This is a genomic window from Microbacterium sp. PMB16 (assembly GCF_051294855.1).
Taxonomy (GTDB): Bacteria; Actinomycetota; Actinomycetes; order Actinomycetales; family Microbacteriaceae; genus Microbacterium.
On sequence record NZ_CP145908.1, the window covers coordinates 2,810,363 to 2,834,822 of the forward strand.

General features: G+C 67.1%; 21 protein-coding genes. 17 read left to right on the forward strand and 4 right to left on the reverse strand.

The window, feature by feature from the left end; translation table 11 throughout:
- Positions 1-3 precede the first annotated feature (3 nt).
- From V5D55_RS13450 to V5D55_RS13460, 3 genes are read left to right on the forward strand one after another with little or no spacing between them, the layout of a single operon-like run.
- Positions 4-942: an ABC transporter permease gene (locus tag V5D55_RS13450; RefSeq protein ID WP_435743798.1), complete on the forward strand. Its 939-nt coding sequence runs from the start codon at positions 4-6 to the stop codon at positions 940-942.
- The gene (locus V5D55_RS13455) at positions 939-1,676 is read left to right on the forward strand and encodes an ABC transporter ATP-binding protein (protein WP_435743800.1); all 738 of its coding nucleotides are present in this window, start codon (positions 939-941) and stop codon (positions 1,674-1,676) included. Before V5D55_RS13450 ends, V5D55_RS13455 begins: the two co-directional genes overlap by 4 nt.
- Positions 1,673-3,565 carry a DUF6541 family protein gene (locus tag V5D55_RS13460; protein ID WP_435743802.1) on the forward strand — a complete coding sequence of 631 codons (1,893 nt, stop codon included), beginning with the start codon at positions 1,673-1,675 and terminating at the stop codon, positions 3,563-3,565. Before V5D55_RS13455 ends, V5D55_RS13460 begins: the two co-directional genes overlap by 4 nt.
- Here the strand turns inward: V5D55_RS13460 and V5D55_RS13465 are convergent.
- Together V5D55_RS13465 and V5D55_RS13470 are read right to left on the reverse strand one after the other, a co-directional pair.
- A complete protein-coding gene (locus V5D55_RS13465) occupies positions 3,549-3,902 on the reverse strand; it encodes a DUF2304 domain-containing protein (RefSeq protein ID WP_435743804.1) in 354 nt (117 codons plus the stop codon). The two genes, V5D55_RS13460 and V5D55_RS13465, sit on opposite strands and share 17 nt — an antisense overlap.
- A 3-nt stretch (positions 3,903-3,905) precedes the next feature.
- Positions 3,906-4,604 (reverse strand): glycosyltransferase family 2 protein, encoded by a 699-nt coding sequence (locus tag V5D55_RS13470; RefSeq protein ID WP_435743805.1) that lies wholly within the window; start codon positions 4,602-4,604, stop codon positions 3,906-3,908.
- A gap of 108 nt (positions 4,605-4,712) precedes the next feature.
- On the opposite strand from V5D55_RS13470, the gene V5D55_RS13475 reads away from it, so the two are divergent.
- From V5D55_RS13475 to V5D55_RS13500, 6 genes are read left to right on the forward strand one after another with little or no spacing between them, the layout of a single operon-like run.
- On the forward strand, positions 4,713-5,840 hold the full coding sequence (locus V5D55_RS13475) for a glycosyltransferase (RefSeq protein ID WP_435743807.1): 1,128 nt from the start codon (positions 4,713-4,715) through the stop codon (positions 5,838-5,840).
- A 46-nt stretch (positions 5,841-5,886) separates the two neighbouring features.
- Positions 5,887-6,498: a DapH/DapD/GlmU-related protein gene (locus tag V5D55_RS13480; protein ID WP_435743809.1), complete on the forward strand. Its 612-nt coding sequence runs from the start codon at positions 5,887-5,889 to the stop codon at positions 6,496-6,498.
- Positions 6,495-7,592 (forward strand): DegT/DnrJ/EryC1/StrS family aminotransferase, encoded by a 1,098-nt coding sequence (locus V5D55_RS13485; RefSeq protein WP_435743811.1) that lies wholly within the window; start codon positions 6,495-6,497, stop codon positions 7,590-7,592. The genes V5D55_RS13480 and V5D55_RS13485 overlap by 4 nt, the downstream gene beginning before the upstream one ends.
- Positions 7,589-8,575: a Gfo/Idh/MocA family oxidoreductase gene (locus tag V5D55_RS13490; RefSeq protein WP_435749308.1), complete on the forward strand. Its 987-nt coding sequence runs from the start codon at positions 7,589-7,591 to the stop codon at positions 8,573-8,575. Before V5D55_RS13485 ends, V5D55_RS13490 begins: the two co-directional genes overlap by 4 nt.
- A 48-nt stretch (positions 8,576-8,623) precedes the next feature.
- Complete coding sequence (locus V5D55_RS13495; RefSeq protein WP_435743813.1) at positions 8,624-9,829, forward strand: hypothetical protein; 1,206 nt, start codon at positions 8,624-8,626, stop codon at positions 9,827-9,829.
- A complete protein-coding gene (locus V5D55_RS13500) occupies positions 9,826-11,628 on the forward strand; it encodes an ABC transporter ATP-binding protein (RefSeq protein ID WP_435743815.1) in 1,803 nt (600 codons plus the stop codon). The genes V5D55_RS13495 and V5D55_RS13500 overlap by 4 nt, the downstream gene beginning before the upstream one ends.
- Before the next feature lie 20 nt (positions 11,629-11,648).
- Here the strand turns inward: V5D55_RS13500 and V5D55_RS13505 are convergent, their stop codons facing one another.
- Positions 11,649-12,785 carry a glycosyltransferase family 1 protein gene (locus V5D55_RS13505; protein ID WP_435743817.1) on the reverse strand — a complete coding sequence of 379 codons (1,137 nt, stop codon included), beginning with the start codon at positions 12,783-12,785 and terminating at the stop codon, positions 11,649-11,651.
- A gap of 83 nt (positions 12,786-12,868) precedes the next feature.
- Between V5D55_RS13505 and V5D55_RS13510 the strand changes: the two genes are divergently transcribed.
- A complete protein-coding gene (locus tag V5D55_RS13510; protein ID WP_435743819.1) occupies positions 12,869-13,987 on the forward strand; it encodes a glycosyltransferase in 1,119 nt (372 codons plus the stop codon).
- Between the two features lie 19 nt (positions 13,988-14,006).
- Here V5D55_RS13510 and V5D55_RS13515 read toward each other — a convergent pair whose 3' ends face one another.
- Complete coding sequence (locus V5D55_RS13515; protein WP_435743821.1) at positions 14,007-15,116, reverse strand: glycosyltransferase; 1,110 nt, start codon at positions 15,114-15,116, stop codon at positions 14,007-14,009.
- A gap of 53 nt (positions 15,117-15,169) precedes the next feature.
- Here V5D55_RS13515 and wecB point away from each other — a divergent pair, with 53 nt between their 5' ends.
- From wecB to V5D55_RS13550, 7 genes are read left to right on the forward strand one after another with little or no spacing between them, the layout of a single operon-like run.
- Positions 15,170-16,252, forward strand: coding sequence for a non-hydrolyzing UDP-N-acetylglucosamine 2-epimerase (gene wecB / locus V5D55_RS13520; RefSeq protein ID WP_435743823.1), 1,083 nt, complete (start codon positions 15,170-15,172; stop codon positions 16,250-16,252).
- On the forward strand, positions 16,249-18,315 hold the full coding sequence (locus V5D55_RS13525; RefSeq protein ID WP_435743825.1) for an acyltransferase family protein: 2,067 nt from the start codon (positions 16,249-16,251) through the stop codon (positions 18,313-18,315). Before wecB ends, V5D55_RS13525 begins: the two co-directional genes overlap by 4 nt.
- 10 nt (positions 18,316-18,325) lie before the next feature.
- Positions 18,326-19,630 (forward strand): nucleotide sugar dehydrogenase, encoded by a 1,305-nt coding sequence (locus tag V5D55_RS13530; RefSeq protein WP_435743827.1) that lies wholly within the window; start codon positions 18,326-18,328, stop codon positions 19,628-19,630.
- Positions 19,557-21,722, forward strand: coding sequence for an acyltransferase family protein (locus V5D55_RS13535; RefSeq protein WP_435743829.1), 2,166 nt, complete (start codon positions 19,557-19,559; stop codon positions 21,720-21,722). Before V5D55_RS13530 ends, V5D55_RS13535 begins: the two co-directional genes overlap by 74 nt.
- A gap of 32 nt (positions 21,723-21,754) precedes the next feature.
- Positions 21,755-22,891, forward strand: coding sequence for a UDP-galactopyranose mutase (gene glf / locus V5D55_RS13540; RefSeq protein ID WP_435743831.1), 1,137 nt, complete (start codon positions 21,755-21,757; stop codon positions 22,889-22,891).
- 10 nt (positions 22,892-22,901) lie between these two features.
- Entirely contained in the window at positions 22,902-23,720 is an 819-nt protein-coding gene (locus V5D55_RS13545; protein ID WP_435743832.1) for an ABC transporter permease, read from the forward strand.
- Entirely contained in the window at positions 23,720-24,454 is a 735-nt protein-coding gene (locus V5D55_RS13550; protein ID WP_435743834.1) for an ABC transporter ATP-binding protein, read from the forward strand. The genes V5D55_RS13545 and V5D55_RS13550 overlap by 1 nt, the downstream gene beginning before the upstream one ends.
- Positions 24,455-24,460: the final 6 nt, after the last annotated feature.

The following is a 24,460-nucleotide window of genomic DNA, read 5'->3' on the forward strand; positions in this document are numbered from 1 at the left end:
CCCGTGACTGATACCCGAGATCTTTTCGCCGCCGTCCCGCGTTCTGACTTCGACACCCCGGGCAAGAGCCGTGGCCTGATCGACGTCGTGCGCTGGCGCTACCTGCTGAACCTGCTGGTGCGCACCGGCGTCACGACGCGATATCGCAACTCGGTCCTCGGCTGGACCTGGTCGTACGTGCGACCCGCCGCGCAGTTCCTGGTCTTCTGGGTGGTTCTCGGAATCTTCATGGATCTCGATCGCGGTCTGCCGAACTACGCCGTTTACCTCTTCTCCGGCATCGTCGTGATCAATCTCTTCTCTGAGGGATTCAAGAACGCCACGTCGTCGATCGTCGGCAACGCTCCGCTGGTGCGCAAGGTGTTCCTGCCGCGCCAGCTCTTCGCCGTGTCGGCCGTGATCGTCGCCGTCGTGCATTTCCTTCCCCAGGTCGGGCTCCTGCTCATCGTCTGCCTGCTGATGGGATGGATCGCGCACGTCTCGATCCTGTCGGTGCTGGCGATCCTCGCGGGCATGATCATCGTGATGGTCTTCAGCCTCGGACTCGGTCTCTTCTTCGGCGCCGTGAACGTGCGCTTCCGCGACGCCGAGAACATCGTCGAGCTGCTGCTGCTCCTGGCGACCTGGGCGTCACCCGTCCTCTACGCCTGGACGCAGGTGCAGGATGCGATCGTGGATCGCCTCGGGTGGCCGGACTGGATCGTCGAGCTCTACATGCTCAATCCGATCACCCAGGGAGTGGAGCTCTTCCACTACGCCTTCTGGCGGCCCGCCACCGAGGGCATGGTGTCAGCATCCGGCTATGTCGGAGAGGCGATGATCGCCATTCCGCCCGGCTTGGCATGGAACACGCTCTGGACGTTCCTGATCTCGGTGATCACGCTGCTGTTCGGCCAATTCGTCTTCCGACGTCTCGAGGGAAGGTTCGCACAAGACCTATGAGCGAGCAGACGGCCACCAAGCCGAGCATCATCATCGACGGAGTGCGCAAGCGCTTCACCCTCAACCACGCGTTCTCACTCAAAGACACGGTGGTTTCCTGGATCAAGCGACGAAAGCTCACGAGCCAGTTCGAAGCGCTCAAGGGCGTGGACGTCGTGATCGGCGAGGGAGAGTCGGTGGCGATCCTCGGGTTCAACGGCTCGGGGAAGTCGACCTTGCTCAAGCTCATCTCGGGCGTCATGGAGCCGGACGACGGTCAGGTGCTGACCCGTGGTCGCGTCGCCGGACTCATCGAAGTCGGCGCGGGCTTCCACCCGGAGCTCTCCGGGCGCGAGAACGTGTTCCTCAATGCGGCGATCCTGGGCATGAAGAGGCACGAGATCGAGGCGCGCTACGACGAGATCGTGGCGTTCAGCGAGATCGAGCAGTTCATCGACCAGGAGGTCAAGCACTACTCCTCGGGGATGTTCATGCGGCTGGCCTTCTCGGTCGCGATCCACGTCGAACTCGACGTGCTGCTCGTCGACGAGATCCTCTCGGTGGGAGACGCGCCGTTCCGGGAGAAGTGCCGCCTGAAGTTCGAGGAACTGATCGCGGAAGGCAAGACGCTCGTGGTGGTCAGCCATGACATGGAGATGGTGCGGGAACTGTGCAACCGCGGCATCGTGATCAACAAGGGCGAGGTCGTCTACGACGGTGAGGTCGAGGGCGCCATCGCTCTGGTGGACGCATGATCGACTGGATCGGTCAGGCGCCGGCGCTGCTCCTCGCCTTGGCACTCCTGATCATCCCCGGCTTGCCTGTCGGTCTCTGCCTGCGTGGTGTGCGCGGAATCGTGCGTCTCGGCGCGGCGATCGGGGTGTCGCTGGGCGTGCTGGCTGCCGCCGCGCTCGTCGGACCTGTGCTCGGAATGCGCTGGGGTCTGCTCCCGGTGGCCGTCGTGACGCTCGCGGTCTGGGTCGTCGCCGGTCTGCTGCGCTTCTTGGACCGCCGGGGCTCCACGGCGACGCCGAGGGCTCCTCGCGCCGGGATCTGGATCGCGACCGCCGCAGCATCTGTGGTGTGGCTGGTGGTGCTCGCGGTGGGCATCGGGCACCCGGGCAATCCTTCGCAGCTGTACGACGGCCTGTTCCATCTCAACGCCGTCGAGTTCATAGCCAAGACCGGCGACGCGTCGCCGCTGCACATGACGATGGTTCTGCCCAATCAGGAGACCTCGTTCTATCCGACTCTCTGGCACGCGCTCGTCAGCCTGGTCGTCCCCGCCGCCGGCAGCATCGTCGCGGCCACCAACGTCACCACCCTCGCTGTGATCGCTCTGATCTGGCCGGTCGCGCTCGCCTCGCTCACTGCCGTGGCTTTCCCGCACCGTCCGAGTGCCGCGACCTGGGCGCCTCTGCTCGGCCTGGGCTTCAGCGTCTTCCCGCTCGGATTCCTCAACTGGGGAGTCCTGTACCCGAACCTTCTCGGCACGGCGCTGATCCCGATACTCCTGGGCGCCGTGTTCCTCGCGTTCGCGCCCGCGCTGTCCTGGTCCGGTCGGACGCTCCGCATCCTCGTGGCGCTGGCGGCGGCCGGTGCCACGGCCCTCGGACATCCGTCCGCGCTGCTCGGAGCGGTGGCATTGCTCGTCCCGTATCTGCTGTGGCGTGCATGGGGCGCGGCCCGCGCAGGAAGCACAGCCGTGCGCGTCGTGCTGACTCTGGCTGTGATCGCCGGATCGGTTGCGCTCGTCGTGGTCTGGATCATGGCCAACGTGACGACCAACGAGTGGCGACCGACGGCATCGATGGCGCAGACGTTGGGCGAGGTCGCATTCCTCAGCCCTGTCGGTCGAGCCGCGGGTCTTCTGCTCGGTCCGCTGGCCGCGATCGGCATCTGGCGCGTGGTCAAGGATCGCACCTGGTGGATCCTCGCCTCCTACGCCGTCAGCATCCTGTTCTTCCTGATGGCTGCGTGGTTCCCCCTTCTGGCGGTGCGCAGCGCCTTCGTCGGCGTCTGGTACGACGACACCACCCGCGTCGGCGCCCTGGTCGCGATCTGGGGTCTTCCGCTCGCGGCGCTCGGCGCCTCTGTCGTCGTGGAATGGCTGCTCGCCTGGCGGAAGGCCGGTCGGAAGCGCCTCGTCGTGGCAGTCGTCGCCGTGCTTGTCGTCGCGGCCGCGAGTCACCTCCTCGCCCTGCGCAACGACGTGGGCTTCATGCGCAACGTGAGCTTCCAGTTCGGCGGGGCGTCGCAGGGGCTGTCGCCCGACGAGGTCGAGCTGTTCGACGAGATCGATGACACTCTGCCTGACGACAGCCTGGTCATCGGAGATCCGCTGACCGGGGCCGGGCTGCTCTACGCCTACACCGGCCACGCCGTGGTCTTCCCGCACGTCACCGGACGGTACGGGAACGACGCCGCAACGCTCGCGCGATATCTCGTCGACGGCGGCCCGGCGGTCTGCGACGCCATCGACCGACTCGGCGTGACGCACGCCCTGGACTTCGGCGAGACCGTGCTGTTCAAGAACCACTACACGACGTACGACGGCCTGCACGATCTCGCGCGGTCGCCGATTCTCACAGAGGAGGACCGCATCGGCGACGCGGTCCTCTACGAGATCACGGGTTGTGAGTAGGGTGCTTCTCGTTCTCTGATGCCTCGAGCAGCGCGATCTTTCGCGCGAGGAGAGTCAGCTGGCGCTGCAGGGCGATGTTGCGGCGATACTGCGAGTACACGAAGGCCAGGAACATCACGATGAGGCCGTAGAGCACCAGGTCGGTTCCTCGTCCGACGCCGACGAGACTGGCGAGCCAGCTCAGCCACTGCGGGAACAGCACCGACAGCACAGCGACCACGACGAACAGACCCATCAGCAGCCGTCGGATGGCGAGGTGGCTGTCTGCGCCGGTGCGGCGCATCATGAAGACCGCGAGGACGACGATCGCGGCGATCAGCAGGAATTGAATCCACATGGTCTACCTCACCACCAGATCGACGAGGATGTTGACGGAGTTGAGCACGCTCTGGCCCTTCGCCTTCGAGTAGTCCGTGTACAGGAGTTCCACCGGGTATTCCTTCCACGGAAGGTGGGTGCGACCGAGTTCCAGCACGATCTCGGTGGCGTGCGCCATCCGATCCTGCCGGAGGTCGATCGCCTCGGCGGCGTCGCGCCGGATCACGCGCAGGCCGTTGTGCGCATCGGTGAGCTTGAGGCTGGTCGTGAGGTTGGTGACCCACACCGCGGTCTTGAGGATGACCTTCTTGATCCAGCCGGGATTCGTGCGATCGTCGAGGAAACGCGAACCGAAGACGATCGCCACATCGTCGCGTCGCGCCAGTTCGAGCATGCCGATGGCGTCTTCGAGGCGATGCTGTCCGTCGGCGTCGAAGGTGACGATGTACTCGCACTCCGCATGTGAGAGCGCGTAGGTGAATCCCGTCTGCAGCGCCGCGCCCTGCCCGAGGTTCACGGGGTGCTGCACCAGGAGCGCACCGGCCTCTGCCGCCTCGCGTGCAGAGCCGTCGCTGGAGCCGTCGTCGATGCAGACGATGTGCGCGAAATGGGGCTTGAGGCTCTCGATGACGCCACCGATCACGCTCGCCTCGTTGTAGAGAGGGATGACGACCCAGGCGCTGCGGTCGGGCGAGGAAGGCGCAGGGACGCTCGTGGACATGGTTCTATTGTGTCAGGTGTCGGTTCGGACGCCGGTCAACCGAGCAGCAGGGGCAGGATGCCGAGGAGAAGACGAGTCGTCGTCGCGACGCGGCTGTACACGCCGGAGGTGACGGCCGCAAGTTTCCGGATGGACGCGCTCGTGCGGGCACTGGCCTCGGACACGGACGTCACCATCCTGACCACCCGGCCGCCGCGGGGATCCGTGATCGCCGATCCGGTAGGCGTGAAGGTGCGTCGCGCTCGGGTGCTCCGGGACCGATCAGGAGCGATCCGCGGCTATGTGCCCTACCTCTCCTTCGACATCCCGCTCTTCTTCCGACTCCTCGTCCGCCGGACCGATGTGATCGTGGCAGAGGCGCCGCCCACCACGGGTCTGTTCGCAGCGGTGGTGGCCATGTTGACCCGCCGACCGCTCGTCTACTACCCCGGAGATGTGTGGACGGATGCGGTGGCCTCGATGGCTGCCCCCGCGCCCGTGATCGCGGTGATGCGGACGGTCGAGCGCTTCGTGCTGCGGCGCGCGGTCGCGGCTCTCGCCGTGTCGAGCGAGGTCGCCGAACGTCTCGCTGCGATCGGCGGGCGCCCGGAGCGAGTGGTCACGGTCGGCAACGGCATCGACACCGGGGTCTTCTCACCCGAGGTCCCTGCGGCGTCGGCGGTGCGCCCGTACTTCGTCTACACCGGCACGATGTCGGAGTGGCAGCAACCCGACGTGTTCATCCGCGCGCTCGCGGAGCTGTCCGATGTCGAGGTCGACATCCGCTTCTTCGGGCAAGGCGCCGTCGAGGCCGACTTGAAGGCCCTCGCCGACCGGCTGGTGCCGGGACGCGTGCACTTCGGCGGTCTCGTGGGGCCGGGGGAGTCCGCATCGTGGATCCGAGGATCGGTTGCTGCTCTCGTCAGCATCGTCCCGGGCATCGGCTACGACTTCGCCCGCCCGACCAAGACCTACGCGGCCGCGGCCGTCGGGTCTCCCGTCCTCTTCGCCGGAGCGGACATCGGGGGAGAGGTCGTGCGGGCCGGTGGTCTCGGGGAGTCGGTGGATTTCGACGCGCACGAGGTCGCCGCGGCGATGCGCCGGTTGCTCGCCGCGTGGGCGGACGGGTCGACCGAACGCGCGAGATCGGATCGGGCCGCCTGGGCCCTGGCCAACGCCTCGCTGAGCACCGTCGGGGAGCGGGCCGCGCGTGTCGTTCGCGGCGCGCGTCGAGGTTCGCGACGCGCGGACAAGTAGAATCTCGTCAGTGCTGCCTCTCCCCGGGCGGCGTGCAAGGAGCCCCGTGACTGAACATCCCCGCGTGCGTATCGTCGATTCGGCCGACGTCTCCGCCGACGCCCTCATCGGCGACGGCTCCTCGATCTGGCATCTCGCGCAGGTGCGCGAGGGCGTCAGGATGGGCGAGAACTGCATCGTCGGCCGTGGAGCATACATCGGCACGGGCGTCGAGATGGGCGACAACTGCAAGGTGCAGAACTACGCGCTCGTGTACGAGCCGGCGAAGCTGGGGGCCGGCGTCTTCATCGGCCCGGCTGTCGTCCTCACGAACGACACCTACCCGCGTGCCATCAACCCCGACGGCTCGATCAAGAGCGCCCACGACTGGGAGCCGGTCGGAGTCACGATCGAACGCGGAGCATCGATCGGTGCGCGCGCGACGTGCGTCGCACCCGTCACGATCGGCGCGTGGGCGACCGTCGCCGCGGGCGCGGTCGTCGTCAAGGATGTCCCGGCGCACGCGCTCGTCGTCGGCGTCCCCGCGCGACGCATCGGCTGGGTCGGCGAGGCCGGCGTCCCGTTGACTGCTGGCGAGAGCTCAGACGTCTGGGTCTGCCCGATGACGGGCGCCCGTTACATCGAATCAGAAGGCACTTTGAACAAGGAGACCGTGTGAGCGAGTTCATTCCCCCCGCCAAGCCGATCATCGGCGACGAAGAGCGTGAAGCAGTCGACCGGGTGCTCCGCAGCGGCATGGTCGCTCAGGGCCCCGAGGTCGCGGCCTTCGAGAAGGAGTTCTCGGAGCACTTCGTTCCGGGACGTCCTTCCGTCGCCGTGAACTCCGGAACCGCGGGCCTCCACCTCGGGTTGCTCGCGGCCGGTGTCGGCGCCGGCGACGAGGTCATCGTCCCGTCCTTCACTTTCGCAGCGACCGGCAACTCCGTCGCGCTGACCGGCGGAACGCCGGTCTTCGTCGACATCGAGCCAGACACCTTCACCCTCGACCCTGCGGCTGTCGCCGCGGCAATCACCCCCCGCACCAAGGGCATCCTGCCCGTCCACCTGTACGGGCACCCTGCCCGCATGCGCGAGCTGGAGGCCATCGCAGCCGAGCGAGGCGTCGCGCTGTACGAGGACGCCGCGCAGGCCCATGGCGCGGCGCTGGACGGACGTCCGGTGGGATCCTTCGGCGACTTCGCCATGTTCAGCCTCTATCCGACGAAGAACATGACCAGCGGCGAGGGCGGCATGGTCACGACGGCCACGGACGAGATCGCACGCCAGGTCAAGCTGCTGCGCAACCAGGGCATGGAGCGCCAGTACGAGAACGAGGTCATCGGGTTCAACGCCCGCATGACCGACATCCACGCCGCCATCGGGCGCGTCCAGCTGACGAAGGTCGATGCCTGGACCAAGACCCGCCAAGCAAACGCCGCCTTCCTCGACGCGAACCTGCAGGGCGTCATCGTTCCGCCGGTCGCCGACGGCGCGGTGCACGTGTACCACCAGTACACGGTCCGCGTCCCCGAGGGTCGCGACGGCTTCGTCGCAGCGCTGAAGAGCGAGTACAACGTCGGAGCGGGCGTCTACTACCCGATCCCGAACCACCGTCTTCCCTCGCTGAAGCACTTCGCCCCCGGTCTCGACTTGCCGGAGACCGAGCGCGCAGCGGGCGAGGTCGCCTCGCTGCCGGTGCATCCATCGCTCAGCCAGGGCGACCTCGAGCGCATCGTCGCCGCCGTCAACGCCGTCGCCAAGGCAGGCGCCTGATGACGCTGCGGGCCGGACTCCTCGGCGTCGGGATGATGGGACGCCATCACGCACGCGTGCTGCGCGAGATCTCCGGAGTCGACCTCGTCGCGATCGCCGATCCTGGTGGTGACCCGCACGGCGTCGCCGGTGAGCTGCAGATCCTCCCCGACATCGATGCCCTGATCGGCGCGGGTATCGACATCGCTGTCGTCGCCGTGCCGACGCGGTTCCATGAGGACGCGGCGCTGAAGCTCGCGGCCGCGGGGGTGCACACCCTCGTCGAGAAGCCCATCGCGCACACCGTCGAAGCGGGCCAGCGCATGGTCGACGCCTTCGCCGCAGCAGGGCTCGTCGGCGCGGTCGGGCACATCGAGCGCTTCAATCCCGCGGTGCAGGAGCTTCGACGCCGGATCGAGGCCGATGAGCTCGGCGCCGTCTATCAGGTCGTCACGCGCCGGCAGGGGCCCTTCCCGTCCCGCATCGCCGACGTGGGCGTCGCGAAGGATCTCGCGTCCCACGACGTCGATCTCACCGCCTGGGTCGTGCAGAGCGACTACGAGCGGGTTTTCGCACAGACCGCCTTCAAAAGCGGTCGCGAGCACGAGGACATGATCACGATCACGGGACGCACGGACTCCGGCGTCATCGTGAACAACATCGTGAACTGGCTCAGCCCCATGAAGGAGCGGGTCACTGTCGTCACGGGGGAGAAGGGCGCCTTCGTCGCCGACACCTCCACCGGAGATCTGACGTTCTATGCCAATGGCACGATTCCCCTGGAGTGGGAATCCGTGTCGTCGTTCCGCGGGGTCTCTGAAGGAGACGTCACGCGCTACGCGTTCGCCAAGCGCGAGCCGTTGCGTGTCGAGCATGAGGCCTTCCGCGATGCCGTGCTCGGGCAGGAGACCGACGTCGTCACCATGGAACAGGGCCAGCGGACGCTGGTCGTCGTCGAGGCGGCCCTCGAATCGGCCCTGACCGGCGCATCGATCACCCTGTGACACAGCCTGCGGGTGCGGCACGTATCCCGCGCGAAAGTGATTTCCGACGTGACTGAATCGAATCCGGGCACCGCCCTCGTCCTGTCCTACTCCGCGATCGCCTCGGACCCTCGTGTCCGACGGGAGATCGATTGGCTGACGGGCGCGGGGTGGACCGTCGACACGCTCGGACTGGGCGACCACCCGACGACGGCGGTCCGGGATCACTATGTCCTCGCCCCGCCCCTGCGGTGGACGCGGGGGCGGGTGGGAACCCTCGTATCGCACATCGGTCTGACCGGACGCATCCGATTCCGGAACCTGCTCACACGGCGGGTGCCCCTCGCATTGCGCAAGCTCGTCCGATCAGGGGAATACGACCTGATCGTCTTCAACGAGTACGAGTTCGCGCCGTGGGTCGAGGACTCCCGCGACTTCACCGCGCAGGCTCTCCGCGGCCGGCTGCACCTCGACCTGCACGAGTACCGGAACCCGAGCGTGCGTCGCCGTACGCTCGGGGGGCGGCTCACCGGAGCGCACTATCGCTGGGTGCGCCAACACCTCGGCTCGTCGAAGTTCACCAGTCGTACCGCGGTGAACACCCCGATCGGCAGGCTCTATTCCGATGAGTTCGGATTCCCGGTACCGGCGGAGGTGCGCAACGCTCCGCCCTACGTCGCCGGGCTCGAGCCGAGTCCTGTAGACCCCGGGGAGATCCGATTGCTCTTCCACGGGCTTCCGAGCTGGCGCCGGGGTTTCGAGGAGATCCTGGAAGCGCTCGACGGCCTGTCCTCACGCTTCTCGATGACATTCATGCTGATGCCGAGCCCCGCGGTCCACGCGCGTCTGCGCGAAGCGATCGCGACGCATCCGGCCAAGGACCGGATCGCGATCGTCCCGCCGGCGCCGATGCGTGAGATCGCCGAGCACATCAACGAGTACGACATGGAGATCATCTTCTACAAGCCGTACGAGCCGAATCTGCAGTACGCGATGCCCAACAAGTTCTTCGAAGCGGCGCAGGGTGCTCTCGGCGTCGTGGTGGGGGAGACGCAGACCATGGCGCCCCTCGTTCGCGAACACGGGCACGGGGTCGTCGTCCCGGAATTCACTTCGGCATCGCTGCGGGAGACTCTCGCCGACCTGCAGCCGGAGGACATCATGCGTATGAAAGCCAACGCTCGCATCGTCGCGGCAAGTATCAACGCCGAGTCGGAGGGGGCAGCGTTCCTGGATGCGATCTCGACGCGGCACGGAGAGCGAGAAGCAGAGTGAAAGAAAACTGGCGCCTCTACCGCGAGGTCCTCGGCGTGCTCCCACCGAGCGCATCGAAGTTCCTGGTCTTCTATGCCTCTCTGATGGGTGTCCTCTCCCTGATGGACGGCCTCGCACTCGGCCTGCTCGCCCTCGTGATCGCCCCTCTCGTGAGCCAGAACCCGATCGACCTTCCCGTCCTCGGACGGCTCGAGGGTCCGGCGCTGCTCATCCCTCTCGGACTCGTCTGCGGACTGATCGTGCTGAAGGGCGTCTTCGCGTTGACGCTGCAGTGGTTCGCCACGCGGCGGTTCGCGCGGTACGAGCTGGAGCTCGGCGTGCGGGTCTTCGACGGCTACATCCGCGCGCCATGGGTCGAGCGGCTCCGACGCAACTCCTCGGACCTGGTGCGTATCAGCGACTCGAGCGTGAGCACGACGATCTCGGGACTGCTGCTGCCGGGCGCTTCTCTGATCGGGGAGCTGATGAGCTTCCTCTCGCTCATTCTCGTCCTCGCGATCGCGCAGCCCCTCGTCGGGGCCGTGACCCTGGTGTACCTCGGCCTGATCGCCGTCGTTCTTCAACTGCAGATCTCTCGCCGTTCCAAGCAGGCGGGACTGGTCGCCTTGCGCTACTCCCTCCGATCGTCACGGCTGATCACCGAGATGATCGGCGCGCTCAAGGAGGTGACCCTGCGAGGCAGTGCCTCCGAGGTCGCCGAAGTGGTGCGGGAGAACCGGTCACATGCGACCAGGGCTCGCGCGAACTCGCAGTTTCTCGCTCAGATCCCGCGCCACGTACTGGATGTCGCGTTGATCGGCGGTATCGTGCTGGTCGGCATCGCCGGTTTCCTCTCCCAGGGTGACGTGACAGGCGCCGTGTCCTCCATCGCGCTGTTCGGTCTCGCCGGATTCCGCCTGGCACCCGCGCTGGTGCGGTTCCAGGGCGTGCTCCAGCAGATCAACGTCTCGGCACCGCACGCCCGCGCTGTGCTCGAGGAGGTGCGCAACTCGGATCGGTACATGGTGGTCGCCAATGCCGGCGATCAGAGCGCCCTCCCACCCTCGCCGCAGCGCATCGAGCTCCGGGGCGTCGGCTTCCGCTATTCGCCGGATGCGGAAGAAGCGGTCCGAGGGGTCACCCTCGACATCCCGTTCGGCTCGCAGGTTGCCTTCGTCGGTGCGTCAGGTGCCGGTAAGTCGACGATGATCGATCTGCTTCTCGGCCTCGTCGAACCCACGTCTGGGACCATCTCCGTCGACGGCATCCCTCTCGGGACAGCCTTGAACGCGTGGCGTGCGCAGATGGCATACGTCCCGCAGGAGGTGTCGCTTTTCGATGCGACGATCGCTCAGAACGTCGCGCTCAGCTGGCGTCGGGACTTCGACCGCGACCGTGTCGTCGCCGCCCTCGACAGCGCCCAGCTGCTGACGCTGATCGAGGGGAGGGAGGGCGGTATCGACGGGAAGATCGGCGAGCGCGGCCTCGCACTCTCCGGCGGCCAGCGCCAGCGTCTCGGCATCGCACGCGCGCTCTACACACGCCCGAGCGTGCTCGTGATGGACGAGGCGACCAGTGCCCTGGACACGGCCACCGAGGCAGCAGTCACGGGAGCCATCGACGGGCTCCGCGGACGCGTGACGACGATCACCGTCGCCCACCGGCTCTCGACGATCCGCCATGCAGACGTCATCTTCTTCATGCGAGACGGCGTCGTGGCAGCCTCCGGAAGCTTTGACGAGGTCGTCGCAGCGGAGCCGGAGTTCGCTCTTCAGGCGGCGCTCGCCGGCCTGGTCGACGGCGGCGACGGCGTCCTCTAGTCGGAACAGCCGCCGTCTCGTCAGCGGGCGAGCCTGTCGACGGCGGCAGCCCATACGGGCATCTGGCGCTCCGCGGAGAGCTCGTCGGCGGCAGTCGCGGCGGCGTCCTTCCATCCCGCGATCTTCGCGGGGGTTAAGTCGTCGAGGACCGCGACGATGTCGTCGACGGTGAATCCGTCGGTGACGGCGCCGAGCGAATGCTCCGTCACCAGAGACGCCATTCCGGGAGTGGGCCCCACGATGACGCCGAGGCGTGCCTGAACGAAATCGAAGAACTTGTTGGGCAGGGCGAGCGCTTGATTGGTCACGGTGGGCGGCAGCAGGTGGATGCCGACGTCGTAGTCGTTGAGGAGATCCAGCAGCTCCGTGGACGCGACGGCCGGCTCCACGCGGATGCGAGGTCCGAGCTCGGCAGCGAGGGCGCTCAACTGCGTGAGGTACGCCGGAGAACTGGACGTCAAGTAAAGCGTGAACGTCAGATCAGTCCGCGTCGTCGCCGCCGCCTTCATCATCAGCTCGATCCTGCGGCCGGGCATCGCACCTCCGGCGTGCACGAGCCGGATCGGTTCGTGCACAGGCGTCGGCTCCAGGGCACGGCCCGCGGGGGCGTTGGTGACGATCTCGAGGGGGAAGCCGAACGGCTGGTAGGCCGCACGTACTCCTTCGCCGACGGTCGTGGCGGACGCGGCACGGGTCGCGTAGGCCCGGATCAGCCACTCGAGGTAGGGCTGGCGCAGCTTCACCCACCGGGGATTGTCATCGTGGAGTCCGGGGTAGAACTCGTGGAGGTCGGCGTGCACTCGCGCGTCGCCGACCAGGGAGAGCGCCAGCGGCACCGCCTCGATGTCGTTGGCGATGGCGCGGTCGAAAGAACGACCGCGCAGCGCTCTGCGCGCGGCCCTCACGGTCGGATCCGTCCAGTAGAGCAGCCGATAGGCCCGCAGCCGGAGCAGGGCCGATTCGGAGTAGAAGCGCAGCTTCCGTCGCCAGCCCGCGCTCGGCGGGAGGGGGAGTTGGATGTGCTCCTCCGCCTCGGGGACGCCGGGTCCGTAGGCGGCCGTCGTCGTCCGGTGCTCGGAGGAGAGGAACGTCACCTGGCGTCTGACTCGAGCGTCCTGTTCCAGGCGGGAGAATGACACGATCAGGAGAGAACCCATGGGGAAATCCTCCCATGCGGACGCGGTCGACGCGTGCGACGCGGAGCGCGGCGCCGCCGCAGCCGCCGACTAGCATGGCAGATATGCCCGCTCGCGCCGACCGCCCGAAGATGATCTTCCACGTGCCGTTCCCGTTGAATCCGGGCGCGACCAGCGCGAGCGGCATCCGTCCTGTGATGATGAGGCGCGCCTTCGAGGACCTCGGATACGACGTCATCGAGATATCCGGACGGCATCCCCAGCGGCGGGCGCAGATCCGAGAGGTGAAGCGGCGCATCGCGAGCGGTCTGCGTGTCGAGTTCGTGTACTCCGAGGCCGCGACGACGCCGACGGGCCTCGGCGAACCCGTGACCTGGCAGACGAGCGTGACGCGGGATATCGCGTTCCTGCGGTTCTGTCGTCGCCACGGCGTTCCGGTTGGCTTGTTCTACCGCGACATCTACTGGCGCAACGACGAATACGCCCAGCGGGTCGGACAGCCCTACACGTCGGTGCTGCGTTGGCGCTATCGTGCCGACCTCCGCGGCTACCGGACTGCCGTGGACCGCATGTACGTCCCCTCGATGCGCATGGCCGAGGTGATGCCCTACACCGACCTGGCGAAGTGCACCGCCCTGCCGCCTGGTGCGGTCATCGTCGAGACCCCCGCCGTCGAGGACCCGGCGACCATGTTCTATGTGGGCTCCCTCGGGCACTATTACCAGTTGCAGGAGGCGGTCCGCGCGTTCGAGGCGGTCGACGGTGCTTCGTTCATCCTGTGCACCAACGCGGCGCAGTGGGAATCGGAGAAGAGCGGATACGAACACCTCCTTACCGGCGGAGCTACGCGCGTCGTGCATGCCACCGGGAGCGAGCTCGAGCCGTATTACGCGGTCTCGGCGCTCGGATGCCTGTTCATGGCCCCGATCGGCTATCGGGAGTTCGCTGCGCCGCTGAAGCTCTACGAGTACCTCGGCCACGGTCGTCCGATCATCGCCACCGAAGGCTCGCTCGCCGCCGAGTTCGTCGTGCAGAACGGCATCGGCTGGTCGGTGCCGTACACGGCGGAAGCCCTGCGGGATCTGCTGGAGGAGCTGCGACGCGACCCGTCGATCTATCGCGAGGTCGCGGCGCGCGCCGTCGCTGTGCGCGCAGAGCACACCTGGAAAGCCCGCGCCGCGCAGGTCGCCGACGAACTCGCGCAGGCAGCACCCGTCGCCTGAACCGCGGTCGCGTGGTGATTCAGGCTCGCGACGAGATCCCGGTGCGGAGCGCCTGCGCCTCCTGGTACGCCGCGGTGTAGCCGTCGCGCACCGCCGGAGGCGAGTAGACGTCCCGCACGCTCTCGGAGATGCTCTGCGCCGTGCGTGATCCGCTGCTGTGCCACAGTTCCAGCACGGCGCGAGCGTACGCGTCAGCGGAGCGCTCGGACACGAGCCGGCCGTTCTCCTCCGAGATGTAGTCCCGCTGTCCGCCGTGCGCGCCGATCACGACGGCTCGCCCGTGCGCGATGGCCTCGAGCGCCGCCAGACACAGGGTCTCGCCCCTCGTCGGGAGCAGGAAGAGGTCGGCGTCGTCGAGGGCCTTCGCGACCCCTGCCGCGTCCTGTACGCCGAGGAGCGTCACGTCGGTCGATCCCTCGGCGGCGGCCTCGACAACGGGGCGAAGGCTCCCGTCGCCGACCCAGACCAGGCTCGCGCTTTGTCCGAGCTCGCCGAGCCGACGGACGGTCGCGAGCGCGAGGAGCGGATCTTTGCCGTCGACCAGGTTGCCCACGGCGACGAGGCGGAGGAGCTCCGGGTCGTGGGGCGGATCGACCAGCGCGAGTGCAGGCGGCACCACGGAGGGGACGATACGGACGGGGCCGCGACGGAAGGTGCGGATGCGGTCGGCCAGATGACTGCTCACTGCCGTCACCACACCGGGTCGGCGGAGAAGCCGTCCGGTGATCCGAAGGACCGCGCGCCCGCGCGGGGTCAGGGAAGAAGGGTCGCCGATGCCGGACCAGTGCTCGGAGTGCACCCAGGGCAGACGCACCCGGCGGCCTGCGAGGGGAAGGAGCGCCTGGAACGCCTGGGTGTGCAGGACATCGGCATCGGACATCAGAGCGCGCAGCCTACGGCCGACAGAGATCAGATCGGGCACGCTGCTCCGGCCCCACGGTATCCGCTCCAGAGTGAAGCCGCGTCCGGCGGTGGGAGCGTCGTCGGCGGCGAAGAGCGCGGGGTCCACGAGGTGCACCACATGGACGTCGTGGACCTCGGAGAGCAGCGTGGCATCGCGTTCGACGAAGACACCGGCGACCGGGTTCGCCGCGGTCGGGAACCAGGGGGTGACCATCAGGATGCGCACCGACCCACGGTATCAACCGAACAACCAGGATGCTCCGCATAGGATGGTGTCCCGTGAAGATCGTCAGCGTCGTGGGCGCGCGCCCGCAGTTCGTCAAGCTCGCCCCCATCCACAAGGCCGCGCTCGCCGCAGGTGTGGACCATGTCATCGTGCACACGGGTCAGCACTACGACCCGATGCTGTCGGACGTCTTCTTCGAAGACCTCGGCATCGGCGCCCCCGACGTGCATCTGGGTGTCGGCAGCGGATCGCACGGGGTGCAGACCGGCGCGATGCTGGGTGCACTCGACGCGGTGTTCGACGAGCATCGCCCCGACTGGGTGCTGGTGTACGGCGACACGAACTCGACCGTGGCCGCGGCACTGAGCGCGGTCAAGATGCACATCCCCGTCGCGCATCTGGAGGCGGGACTCCGCAGCTTCAACCGCCGGATGCCGGAGGAGCACAACCGTGTGATGACCGACCACGCGGCCGACCTGCTCCTCGCCCCGACCGAGGTCGCCGTCGGGCACCTGAGTGACGAAGGGCTGGCCGCCCGCACGGTTCTGGTCGGCGATGTGATGACCGACGTCTTGTTCGAGGTGCGCGACGAGGTCGGTTCCCGCCCGTCCCCCCTGCTCGAAGAGCTCGGTCTGGAACCCGGCGGCTACTATGTCGCGACGATCCACCGCGCCGAGAACACCGACGATCCTGCGCGTCTCGCGGAGGTCGCCTCGGCGCTCGGCGGTCTCGACAAGCCCGTCATCCTCCTCGCGCACCCGCGCGTCGTCGCAAAGGCGGCCACCCACGGCATCGAGCTGACGCAGGGCTCGCTGATCGCGCACGCGCCGCTCGCCTACCCGGAACTGATCGCCGCAACCCTCTCCAGCGCCGGGGTCGTCACAGACTCGGGCGGCCTGCAGAAGGAAGCCTTCCTCCTGCGCATCCCCTGCACGACCGTGCGGACCGAGACCGAATGGGTCGAGACCGTCGACCTCGGGTGGAACGTGCTCGCGAACACCGCCGAGGAGATCACCGCCGGCGTGACGCGTCCGCGTCCGGCCGACACCGAGGAAGCACCCTACGGTGACGGACACGCGGCGGATCGGGTCATCGTCGAGCTCACCAGAGCGGCGCAGGAGACGTCTGTCGCGTGACCGCGGCTGAGCGCGCGCCCGTCCCTCGGCGCGGATTCCGAACCGACGTCCAGGGGCTGCGCGCGGTCGCGGTCGGGCTGGTGCTGCTGTACCACGCGGGTGTGCCCTTCATCACCGGCGGCTACGTCGGCGTCGATGTCTTCTTCGTCATCTCGGGCTTCCTGATCTCCAGCCACCTGCTGGAGTCGCTCGAACGTGACGGACGCATCCGCTTCGCGGACTTCTACGCCCGCCGGATCCGCCGGATCCTGCCAGCGTCGCTGGTCGTCGCGGTGCTCACGGCGATCGCCTCAGCCATCTTCTATCCGCCGCTGGGGCTCGAGGGTGTGCTCCGGGACGGGCTCGCGACGATCCTGTACGTGCCCAACGTCTGGTTCGCGATACAGAACACCGACTATCTGGCTGATCACGCCGCATCGCCGTACCAGCACTACTGGTCACTCGGGGTCGAAGAGCAGTTCTACCTCTTCTGGCCGCTGATCCTGCTGCTTCTCGCCCTGCTCGTGCGACGGCGCAGGTCACTGATCATCGTCGGGATCGTCGTGCTCGGGGCGGCCAGCCTCATCGGCGGCATCCTGATGACGCCGATCGACCAGCCCCTCGCCTTCTTCCAGCTGCCGACGCGCGCGTGGGAGCTCCTGGTCGGCGGTCTGGTCGGCGCGATCCTGCTGCGCGGTGTGCCGCGGATGCCCGGATGGATGCAGGCCCTCGGCGGCTGGATCGGCATCGCGATGATCCTCGCATCCGCGCTTCTGTTCGACGACCGCACGGCGTTCCCCGGCACGGCCGCGATGCTCCCGACGTTCGGCACGGCGCTCGTGATCTTCTTCGGAGCAGGCGCGGTGTCCGGCGGGCCCGGATGGCTGTTGTCGATCAGACCGATGCAGCTCATCGGCCTGATCTCGTACTCGCTGTACCTCGTGCACTGGCCCATCCTGATCGTGACCCAGGCAGCCGTGGGAGAGGAGCATCCGCTCTCGTTGAAGGTCAAGATCCTCATCGGGATCGTGGCGGCCATACCGCTCGCGTGGCTGCTCTACCGGTTCGTGGAGACGCCGATGCGAGCGCCGCGGTTCCTGGTCGACCGACGTCCCCGTGTCACGCTGTGGGGCACTCTGGGACTCACCGTGGTGCTGGTCGCCGGCAGCCTCGGCGCCGTTCAGTGGGCGGCGACACGTGACGTCGGAACGGGGGAGGCCGTCGCAGTGGCGCCGGACTTCCCGGAGTCGCCGCCGAACGCGACCTCCTTCGTGCCCCGGAATATGACGCCTTCGCTGGACGACGTCGCAGCCGACGTAGCCCCGCTGTACGGCGACGGCTGCCATCACGACGTGAAGCAGGAGGACGTGCAGGACTGCGCCTATGGCGACCGCGGCGGCGCCAAGACGGTGGCGGTCTTCGGCGACTCGCACTCGGCGCAGTGGTTCCCCGCCGTCGAGGACTTCGCCGCGAGCGCCGGGGGTGTTCGCGTCAATGCGTACACGAAATCGTCGTGCCCGGCCGTCGATGTGACGATCATCGACAAGGACGTGCCGTACACGTCGTGCGATCGATGGCGCGAGGCGGTCATCTCGGCTCTCGTCGCCGACCCTCCCGATCTCGTGGTGATCTCGAGCTACGCCGGTTTCGAGCTCGCGGACACGGCGGAGGGCCCGCCGAGGATCGCCGCCTGGGGTGCGGGCGTGGATAGCACGGTCTCCCGGCTGCGCGATGCGGGCAGCGAGGTGCTGGTCATCGCCGACACCCCACGATTGCCGGCATCCCCTGCCACCTGCGTGTCGGCGAACATCATGGACGTGTCTCCGTGTGAGGTCTCACGCGCGGCCGCGCTCGACCCGGACTTCGCCGCGGAGGAGCGAGCGGCCGCAGAGGCCGCTGGCGCGACGTACGTCGATCTCTCGGATTACATCTGCGACTCCGAGACCTGCCCGTTGATCATCGACGACATCTTCGTGTACCGGGATGCGAACCACATGACCGCCACGTTCGTCTCCTACCTCGCGCCCGTGCTCGAGCCGACTCTCGCGGACCTTCTCGGCGTCGACCCGGCCACGGCCCCATAGACTGGATCTCATGCGTATCGCCGTCGTCGCCCTCGGAAAGATCGGGCTTCCCCTCGCCGTCCAGTTCGCCTCCTCAGGTCATGACGTGATCGGCGTCGATGTCAATCAGAAGGCAGTCGACACCATCAACGCGGCCAAGGAGCCGTTCCCCGGAGAGGCCCATCTCCAGGAGCGTCTGGAAGAGCTGATCCCGTCCGGTCGTCTGCGCGCGACCACGGAGTATGCCGAGGCGATCCCCGGTGCGGATGCCGTCGTGCTGGTCGCGCCCGTCTTCGTGAACGATGAGACGTGGGAGCCGGACTTCAAGTACATGGATGCTGCGACGAAGTCGCTCGCGGAGCACCTGACCCCCGGCACCCTGGTGTCGTACGAGACCACCCTCCCCGTCGGCACCACGCGCACGCGCTGGAAGCCGATGCTCGAGGAGGGGTCGGGCCTGGTCGAGGGCAAGGACTTCTACCTCGCCTACTCGCCCGAGCGGGTGCTCACCGGTCGCGTGTTCGCCGATCTCCGCAAGTATCCGAAGCTGATCGGCGCGCTGTCCGACGAGGGCAACCGTCGCGCGCGGGAGTTCTACGAGGCCGTGCTGCAGTTCGACGAGCGTCCCGATCTGCCGCGGCCGAACGGCGTGTGGGACCTCGGCTCCACCGAGGCGTCCGAGATGGCGAAGCTCGCCGAGACCACGTACCGCGATGTGAACATCGGGCTCGCCAACCAGTTCGGACTGTTCGCCGCTTCGCACGGCATCGACGTGTACAAGGTGATCGAGGCCTGCAACTCCCAGCCGTACAGCCACATCCACCGCCCCGGCATCGCCGTCGGCGGCCACTGCATCCCGGTGTACCCGCGCCTGTATCTGTCGACGGATCCCGATGCCGACATCGTGCGCGTCGCGCGTCAGCTCAACGCCTCGATGCCCGAGCGTCTCGTCGCGCAGGCAGAGGGGATCCTCGGAGACCTGAAGGGTCTGCGGGCTGTCGTGCTCGGAGCCGCGTACCGCGGGGGAGTGAAGGAGACGGCGTTCTCCGGTGTCTTCCCGGCGGTGAAGGCGCTCAAGGATCGCGGTGCGGAGGTCGTGGTGCACGACCCGCTGTACACCGACGAAGAGCTTCGCGGGCTCGGGTTCGAGCCCTACGCGATCGGCGGAGAGGTCGACCTCGCGGTCCTGCAGACCGATCACGCCGACTACAAGGAGCTGAGCCCGGCGCAGCTGCCCGGCGTCAAGCTTCTCGTGGACGGGCGTGCGGCGACCGATCCGGCACTCTGGTCGGGCACGCCTCGCATCGTCGTGGGCACCGCGAGCACCGGAGTCTGACCTGGCGCTGACTCGGTCCGCGCCGACGACGTCGCGGACCGGTTTTCGCAGCGACATTCAAGCGCTGCGTGCTCTCGCGATCATCGCGGTCGTGCTCAACCATCTGTGGCCGACCCGTCTGCCCGGCGGCTACGTCGGGGTCGATGTCTTCTTCGTGATCTCGGGATTCCTGATCACGGGTCATCTGATGCGCGAGCGGGACGTGAGCGGACGCATCGCCCTCGCTTCGTTCTACGCGCGGCGTGTGCGCCGGCTGCTGCCCGCCGCGCTCCTGGTGCTGCTCGTGAGTGCCGTCGGCACCTACCTGATCCTGCCCTTCCCACGGTGGGTGAGGGCAGGTTCCGAGGTGATGGCGAGCGCGGGGTACGTCGAGAACTGGTTCCTCAGCGCCATGTCCGTGGACTATTCGGCGATCAACGACCAGGCGACTGTCGCGCAGCACTACTGGTCGCTTTCGGTCGAGGAGCAGTTCTATCTCTTCTGGCCGCTCCTGCTCATCGCCGCCTGGTGGCGGGCCGCACGCAGATCGTGGTCGCCTCGGACCGCGGCGACTGTCGCGATGACCGTCGTGGTCGTGGTCGGCATCGTCATCAGTGTTCTGGTGACTGAGGCGTCGCCGAGCCAAGCCTATTTCGTCACCTTCACCCGCGCATGGGAGTTCGGCATAGGCGGGCTCCTCGCCATCATCACGATCGGGCGGATGCCGCGATCGGTCGCGAATCTGCTGTCGGCAGTCGGATTCGTGATGATCGTCGTGTCTGCTTTCGCCTTCGGATCGAATACTCCGTTCCCGGGCGCGTGGGCGCTGATCCCTGTGCTCGGCACCGCGGCTGTCATCGCGGCCGGAACGTCCACGCCGCGACTCTGGCACGCGCCCCTGACGTCGCTGAGGCCTGTGCAGTGGCTCGGCGATATCTCGTATTCGCTCTATCTCTGGCACTGGCCGATCATCGTGCTGGTTCCCTTCGCTCTCGCGAGCACACCGTCGACCGTGATGAAGGCGGGGATGCTCGTCGCTGCACTCGTGCTCGCCTGGCTCACCTATCGCTTCGTGGAGCGTCCGGGACAACGGTGGCGCGTGCTCACGCGGTCGAACCGACGGACGTTCCTCGCCATGCTCGCAGGGATGCTCGCGGTGATGGTCGCCGGTGGCGGCCTGATCGCGGCGGGGAAGATCCGCGCGGCGGCGGATGTACCGCCCGTCACGGTGACGATCGAGGAGTGCGTGGGTCCGCAGGCCATGTCGTCGCCGCAGGATTGCGGGGATCGGTTCGGTCCGGCATCCGAGACGGTGATGGGTCCGCGGAACTCCTACTTCCATGTGCCGGCGGAATGCGTCACGCGCCCCGGCCTCCTGTCGTTCGCGGACAAGGTGTCGACGGTGGAATGCGACTTCAGCGACGGCGACGGGGACGTCCTGACCGTGTGGCTCGTCGGGGACTCGCATGCGCAGCAGTGGGAAGGCGCCCTGTTCGATCTGGCTCGGCAGAACGGATGGAAGGTGCTGACGAGCTTCGGCGGGGGTTGCCCGGTGATCGACGCGCCGTTCATCGGATTCCGGAAGGAAGCGGCAGCTGCGGATCGCGATCGTTGCCGGGACTGGTCGACCGAGGTGCGGGCTGCCATCGTCGAGGAAGTGCCCGACTACGTGCTCACGTCTTCCGCGGGCAGAGTCCAGCTCGTCGACGACGGAACTGGGCGTCCACAGGTGGAGCAGTTCACCGAGGGCCTCGTGCGCACATGGCAGGAGTGGAACGATGCGGGTGTCACCGTGGTCGCGCTCGGCGGCGTCCCTTTCAACGGCGAGGTCCGTTCGCCGGACTGCGTCCTCGTGAACGCGGGGGACCCGCTCGAATGCGCCGTCCCGCGCGCGGAGGCGCAGCCCGCGGATCCTTACCTCCTTGCGGCAGAGGTCGCGGACTCGCCGCGCGTTCGCTCCTTCGACGCCGATCCGTACTTCTGCGACGACGAGAGCTGCTACGCGGTGATCGGTGGCGTGACCGTCTACTACGACGCCGATCATCTCAATCTCGACTTCGTGCGGCGGTTCGCTCCGATGCTCGCCGATGTGATGGCGGCCCCCCGCGGCTGAAGCTCCCAGCCTCGTCCCGGTACGATTGCCTCATGGATCTTCTCGTCGTCGGGTCGGGTTTCTTCGGCCTCACTATCGCGGAGCGCGCAGCAGAAGCGGGCCGCAAAGTCACCGTCATCGATCGCCGCCACCACATCGGGGGCAACGCCTACAGCGAGGCGGAGTCCGAGACCGGGATCGAGGTCCACCGCTACGGCGCGCACCTTTTCCACACCTCGAACCCCACCGTGTGGGAGTACGTGAACCGTTTCACGACCTTCACGAACTACGTCCACCGCGTCTATACGACACACAAGGGCACGGTGTTCCCGATGCCGGTGAACCTCGGCACGATCAACCAGTTCTTCCAGGCCGCCTACACGCCGGATCAGGCCCGCGCGCTGGTGAAGGAACAGGCCGGCGAGTTCGACGCCAAGACGGCTGCGAACTTCGAGGAGAAGGGCATCGCACTCGTCGGGCGGCCGCTGTTCGAGGCTTTCTTCCGCGACTACACGGCGAAGCAGTGGCAGACCGACCCGCAGAAGCTCTCCGGCGACATCATCAGCCGGCTGCCGGTGCGCTACACCTACGACAACCGCTACTTCAACGACACGTGGGAGGGTCTGCCGACCGACGGCTACACCGCGTGGATCGAGCGGATGGCGGATCACCCGAACATCGAGGTCAAGCTGAACGTCGACTTCTTCGACGAGTCGCAGCCTCTCCACAAGAAGGCGACCGTCGGTCAGGTGCCGATCGTGTACACCGGCCCCGTCGACCGCTACTTCGACTACACCGAAGGCGCCCTCAGCTGGCGCACGCTCGACTTCGAGCAGGAAGTTCTGAACGTCCGTGACTTCCAGGGCACGACCGTCATGAACTACCCCGACATGGACGTTCCCTACACGCGGATCCACGAGTTCAAGCACTTCCACCCGGAGCGCAAGGACGTCTACGAGTCCGAGAAGACCGTCATCATGCGGGAGTTCTCGCGCTTCGCGACGCGCGAGGACGAGCCGTACTACCCGGTGAACACCTCGAGCGATCGAGAGGGTCTGCTGGCTTACCGGGAACTCGCCAAGGGCGAGAAGGATGTGCACTTCGGCGGGCGACTCGGCACGTACCAGTATCTCGACATGCACATGGCCATCGGCTCGGCGCTGTCGCTCTGGAACAACAGTCTCTCCTAGACTCGACATCGTGAGTCACGCTGCTGTCGGGGCGCCCGGGACGCCCCGGCGCTATCTGCATTCGCTGTGGCTGCTGTCGGCCCGCGACCTCAAGGTCCGGTACTCGACGAGCTTCCTCGGCTATCTGTGGTCGGTTCTCGATCCGCTCGTCATGAGCGCGATCTACTGGTTCGTCTTCACGCAGATCTTCCACCGCGATGTCGGCGAAGAGCCATACATCATCTTCCTGATCAGCGCGTTGCTGCCGTGGGTGTGGTTCAACGCCTCCGTGTCGGACTTCACGCGGGCATTCAAGAAGGATGCGCGTCTTGTGCGATCCACCGCGATCCCGCGATCGATCTGGGTGAACCGGATCGTGCTGAGCAAGGGGATGGAGTATCTCTTCTCCCTGCCCGTGCTCGTGCTGTTCATCGTCGTCAACCTGCTCGTCGAGACGAACCCCAAGTTCGTCGTCGAGGTGGGATGGGGCGTGCTCTGGGTGCCGGTGGCGATGCTGCTGCAGACCGTGCTCCTCGTCGGGCTGGGCCTGTTGGTCGCGCCGCTGTGCGTCATGTACGTCGACTTGGAACGCACCACCGCCCTCATCCTCCGGGCGATGTTCTACGCGACCCCGATCATCTACAACGTCACCGATCTTCCCGGCCTCTTCCAGACGCTCGGGGCGTTCAATCCGCTCGCCGGGATCTTCATGCTGTACCGGATGCCGTTCTTCCCCGATCAGTGGAACCTCTTCACGCTCGTGATCAGCGTCGTGATGTGCCTCGTGATCCTCGCCCTGGGCATCTGGACCTTCCGGAAACTCGAACGACCTGTGCTGAAGGAGCTCTGATGTCCTCAGCCATCGAAGTGCAGGGACTCGGCGTGCATTTCCGCCGGAACCGGCGGGGGAGTCGCAGCTTCAAGGATCTCTTCGCCGGGGCGTCCCGTCGTTCTCGCCCGGGAGAGTTCTGGGCGCTTCGCGACGTGTCGTTCTCGGTGCAGCCGGGGGAGTCGATCGGCGTCGTCGGACGCAACGGCCAGGGGAAGTCGACCCTGCTTCGGCTGGTGGCCAAGGTGCTGCTCCCCGACGAGGGGCGGGTCACCGTCAGCGGCGGCGTGGCCCCGCTGATCGAGATCACCGGCGGTTTCGTCGGCGACCTCACTGTGCGCGAGAACGTGCGATTGACCGCAGGTCTTCACGGCATGTCGCGCGACGAGGTCTCACGCCGGTACGACGGCATCATCGGCTTCGCCGAGCTGGCCGGTTTCGAAGACACCCCGTACAAGCATCTCTCCAACGGGATGAAGGTGCGTCTGGCATTCTCTGTCGTGTCACAGCTCGACGAGCCCATCCTGCTCGTAGACGAGGTGCTCGCCGTCGGCGACAAGGCGTTCCGGGACAAGTGCTACAAGCGCATCGACGAGCTGCTGGCCGAGGGGCGCACGCTCTTCTTCGTGAGCCATAATGAGCGCGACCTCCGACGGTTCTGCACGCGTGGTCTGTATCTCGACAAGGGTGCGCTCGTGCTCGACGCTCCGATCGGAGAGGTTCTCGACAGGTACAACGCCGACCACGCGGTCTAGCGCGCT

Coding starts and splice junctions, on each gene's coding strand:
- V5D55_RS13455 (WP_435743800.1), top strand. CDS start 939: ATGAGCGAGCAGACGGCCACCAAGCCGAGCATCATCATCGACGGAGTG.
- V5D55_RS13460 (WP_435743802.1), top strand. CDS start 1,673: ATGATCGACTGGATCGGTCAGGCGCCGGCGCTGCTCCTCGCCTTGGCA.
- V5D55_RS13465 (WP_435743804.1), bottom strand. CDS start 3,902: ATGTGGATTCAATTCCTGCTGATCGCCGCGATCGTCGTCCTCGCGGTC.
- V5D55_RS13470 (WP_435743805.1), bottom strand. CDS start 4,604: ATGTCCACGAGCGTCCCTGCGCCTTCCTCGCCCGACCGCAGCGCCTGG.
- V5D55_RS13505 (WP_435743817.1), bottom strand. CDS start 12,785: ATGGGTTCTCTCCTGATCGTGTCATTCTCCCGCCTGGAACAGGACGCT.
- V5D55_RS13510 (WP_435743819.1), top strand. CDS start 12,869: ATGCCCGCTCGCGCCGACCGCCCGAAGATGATCTTCCACGTGCCGTTC.
- V5D55_RS13530 (WP_435743827.1), top strand. CDS start 18,326: ATGCGTATCGCCGTCGTCGCCCTCGGAAAGATCGGGCTTCCCCTCGCC.
- glf (WP_435743831.1), top strand. CDS start 21,755: ATGGATCTTCTCGTCGTCGGGTCGGGTTTCTTCGGCCTCACTATCGCG.
- V5D55_RS13550 (WP_435743834.1), top strand. CDS start 23,720: ATGTCCTCAGCCATCGAAGTGCAGGGACTCGGCGTGCATTTCCGCCGG.